Origin of the sequence: Pyxidicoccus fallax, from assembly GCF_012933655.1 — a bacterium.
Taxonomy (GTDB): Bacteria; Myxococcota; Myxococcia; order Myxococcales; family Myxococcaceae; genus Myxococcus; species Myxococcus fallax.
The window spans coordinates 1-3721 of record NZ_JABBJJ010000598.1; the positions used below are offsets into that span (position 1 = coordinate 1).

General features: G+C 71.3%; 3 protein-coding genes and 1 pseudogene. 2 read left to right on the forward strand and 2 right to left on the reverse strand.

The annotated features are described in order from the left end of the window. A pseudogene (locus HG543_RS52290) lies at window positions 1-181 on the reverse strand (hypothetical protein); the annotation flags it as partial. Window positions 182-475: 294 nt separating this feature from the next. Between HG543_RS52290 and HG543_RS52295 the strand changes: the two are divergent. Both HG543_RS52295 and HG543_RS52300 read left to right on the forward strand, forming a co-directional pair. Continuing rightward, complete coding sequence (locus HG543_RS52295; RefSeq protein WP_169352464.1) at window positions 476-1339, forward strand: exonuclease/endonuclease/phosphatase family protein; 864 nt, start codon at window positions 476-478, stop codon at window positions 1337-1339. Window positions 1340-1344: 5 nt separating this feature from the next. Further along, window positions 1345-2874, forward strand: a complete 1530-nt coding sequence (locus HG543_RS52300; protein WP_343073660.1) for a carboxypeptidase-like regulatory domain-containing protein — start codon at window positions 1345-1347, stop codon at window positions 2872-2874. 22 nt (window positions 2875-2896) lie between these two features. Here the strand turns inward: HG543_RS52300 and HG543_RS52305 are convergent, their stop codons facing one another. After that, window positions 2897-3493, reverse strand: a complete 597-nt coding sequence (locus HG543_RS52305; RefSeq protein WP_169352466.1) for a MarR family winged helix-turn-helix transcriptional regulator — start codon at window positions 3491-3493, stop codon at window positions 2897-2899. Between the last annotated feature and the right edge of the window lie 228 nt (window positions 3494-3721).

Sequence of the window (3721 nt, forward strand, 5' to 3'; positions counted from 1 at the left end):
GAGGGGAGCCGAAGCCGTTCCCGAGGACCGGGGGCTCCACCGGGACGGCCGGGGGCACTTCCAGCGCCACGGGGGCGAGCTTCTCTTCCCGAAGGGGCTCCAGCGGGCGGTGAAGCCAGGCCACCGCGAGGCCGGCCAGCACGAGGCCCGTGCCTCCCACGCTCCAGATGACTCTGCTCACGAGGTCTCTCTCCCTCTGCCGCGCGCCGGGGCCGGTGCATGCGCCGGGGTGGGCGAGCGCCGGCCCCGGAACTCGCGAGAAGCAATATGTGATCGATATGTAATAGTAATCAAGTTGCAAATACGGCGCGGAGCCGTCGCGCACCCCACGCGCCCGCCGGGCTCGGCGCTTCAGCCGTTCACGGAGCGGGTCCGTCTGGACCTTGTGGTTTCTTATGTTTCAGGAATGTCGATTGCCCGTAACGTCCTGAATCCACTAGGAAGCGCGAGTCGTCTGCTCACACCGAGGTCCTGCATGAGACTGCCGTCCTTCCTGTTGCGCGCGGTGGTGCTGGTCGCGCTGGCCGTTCCCACGCTGGCGCAGGCGGGCTCGTACCTGCGCGTGGTGAGCTGGAACCTCCGTCACGAGGGATGGACGGACGAGCAGACGTACCTGGACGACGCGAAGCAGCTCTGGAACCAGTACGGCGCGAACAGCACGTCGAACAACGGCTGTGACCTGGTGTTCCTGCAGGAGGTGATGAACACCAGCGTGATGCCGGCGCTGGCCCAGGCGATGACGCAGGTGTCCGGGGTGTCGTGGAGCTACGCGCAGACGCCGCTCGTCGGGCGCTCCTCGTACAAGGAGATCTACGCGGTGCTGTACCGGACGGACACGGTGTCGCTGCTGTCGTCCACGGTGTACAGCGACCCGAGCGACCTGTTCGAGCGCGAGCCGCAAATCGTCAAGGTGCGGCACACGCCGACGGGCGCGGACTACACCTTCATCAACTGGCACGCCATCTGGGGCACCGCGACCGAGCGCGACGTGGAGGTGCGCCACATCGACACCGTGTTCAAGTCGGTGCAGGACGGCAGCGGGAGCGACCAGGACGTCATCCTGGTGGGCGACCACAACATGGCCTGCACCGCGACCTCGTGGGCCGAGCTGGCGGCGCTGTCTCCGGCGGTGTCGTGCCGGCTGGACGTGCTCACCACGCTGAATCACAGCGGCGGCTTCGTGAGCGCGTACGACCACTTCTGGATGCAGAACACGTACGTGACGGAGTTCTCGTCGGCGGGGCGGGACTACGTGTCGAACACGCTCGACTTCGCGACCCGGCTGTCGGACCACGCGCCGGTGTACCTGACCCTGTACTCCAGCAGCGACACGGATTGAGCCGGGTGAGGTGGGGAGGGGCCGCCGCGCTGGTGGTGGCCGGGCTCGTCGTGACGTGGTGGGGCTGGCCGCGCGCGCCCGTGGCGGACTCCGCGCGCGGGCTGGCCGACACCGTGACGGAGTCCGTGGTGCGCGGGACGTCGGTCGTCCCGGAGGAGCCGGCGCGCGTCGAGCCGGAGGGCCCGAGGCTGCGCGTGGTGCTGGAAGGGGAGCGTCCCTTCCAGGGCGAGGCGCGCGTGGGCGCGGCGTTCATCTCCGAGGAGGACCGGCTCGCGTGGGAAGCGGACGGGACGTTCTGGTGGGGAGACGTGGTGCCGGAGGAGGTGCCGGCGTCGGGAGTCCTCGACGCGGGCGTGCTGCGCGCGCGGCGGCCCACCGGCGTCCGGGTGCGGCTGGTGGGGGCGCGGCCGGAGCATGGGCCATTCACGGTGCGAATGGAGCGCGTGGTGGAGGTGGATGCGCGGGCCGCCGAGCGCGCGAGCGAGGCGTGGCCCGTCGTCCAGCACGTGGCCCCCGGTGTGGCGGCGGCGCTGCGGAATGGAACGTCCATTCCGCTCTCCTCGGAGGAGGACACGGCGCTGTTGCCACTGCTTCCGGACCCGGCGGTGCGGCTGTGGTTGCGGAGTGCCTCGGGGCGTGAGGGAGGGCCGGTGGAGGTGCCGCTGCGCGAAGGGCGGCTGGAGACGGCGGTGCTGGACGTGGATGCGCTCCTTCCGGGCGGCGTGGGTGGCACGGTGACGCTGCGCGGGCGCGTGCTGCTGGAGGGCACGGGGAGGCCGCCTCCGGGAGCGCGGCTGCTGGGGCCGGATGAACAGGCGCTGAAGCTGGAGGCGGATGGGCGCTTCATCGCGCCCGGGTTGCCTTCCTGGCGCCCGTCGCGCTTCACGGTGCGGGTGGAGCCGCCCGTATCTGGGCGCCCCGTGGCGCCAGCCCGGTGGGAGTTCGACTTCACGCCGGGGGAGGACGCGGAGGTGACGTGGCAGGTGCCAGCCTATCGGTGGCTGGTGCTGCGCATGGACGGCTTCACCCGCGCGCGGCTCGCGGAGCGCTCCCGGAGGCCCTATCCGGTCTTCCTCCTCCAGCGCCTCGACGTGGAGGGACGGTGGCTCACGCACTCCGCGGAGGCCTTCGTGGAGGAGGAGGGTGGGGTGGCCGTGTCGCTGCTCCAGCCGGGCACGTACCGCGGGGTCGCCGCGGCGTCACCGCATGACGTCTACACCAGCACGTCCGTGGAGACGCGAGCGGGGAGCACGGAGCACTCCGTCAGCGTGCGAGTCGATGAGGGTGACGCACCCTGCGAGGTGCGCGTCACGTCGGCGGGAGCTCCGGTGTACGGAGCGCGTGTCACCAGCGCCAGCAGTCTGGGCTCGCTACCGCCCGCACGCGGCCTCACGGACGCGGAGGGGCGCTGGCGCCTGGGACGTGTGCGGGCCGACTCGCTCCACCTGGAGGTGGAGGCGCAAGGGCATGGCCCGTGGACGGGAGAAGCCAGCGCGGCGTGCCGTGCGTCGGGAGTCGTGGAGGTGCGGCTGTAGCAGCGCACCTCCCCGGGTGAGGTCAGGCCGCGTTGGCGGTGATGGCGGGGGGCTCGGCGCGCGCGAGCATGGGGCGCGGAGCGTGAGGCCGCGTCGCCGCCTCGGCCGCGTCGGGAGCCTCCGTCTCGGTCTCCTCGGCGGCGGCCATCTCCTCGGCGCGGTTCCAGCAGCCCATCGCCTCCACCCACTTCTCCAGCAGGTCCACCAGCTCGCTGCGCTGCTCCCCGCCGAGCGGCAGCAGCAGCCTCGCCATGCGCTCCTGCACCACGCTGTCCGCCTGCTCCGCCAGGGCGCGGCCCTGCTCGGTGAGGCGCACGCGCACCCGCCGGCGGTCATGCCGCACGGAGCGCTCGCGCTGCACGAGCTTCGCGTCCTCCAGCCGGTCCAGCAGCCGGCTCAGCCGTGGCATGGCGATGCCCCCCAGACGGTCCGCGAGCACGTTCACCGGCAGCAGGCTCTCCGCTTTCAGCCACCAGATGGCCTGGACCTCCATCGGGTCCAGCTCCGGATGGGGCAACGCCCCCAGGGGGCTGTTGAGCGAACCGCAGCGCGCCAGATCGATGATGAGGTTGCGCAACCGCGCGACCTGCACCCGCACTTCCATGGAGAGTTCGGACATCTTCGCGTCTCCGTCATCGGGGTGCCGCGTCCACTCCGGCCAAGGAGCGACGGCAGCCCGTCATCGAAGGGGTTGTTGGCCCTGCCCGGTCACCAGAACGTCCGAACAATTGAAGGCATATCGGACCCCTCTGATTTCTCCGGGAGCGATCACCTCCACCCAGGCTCTCCCACTTCTCGGAGGCTGGGAAACCGGGCCGCCGTCCCCGGGGGGGCCACCGGGTAGCGG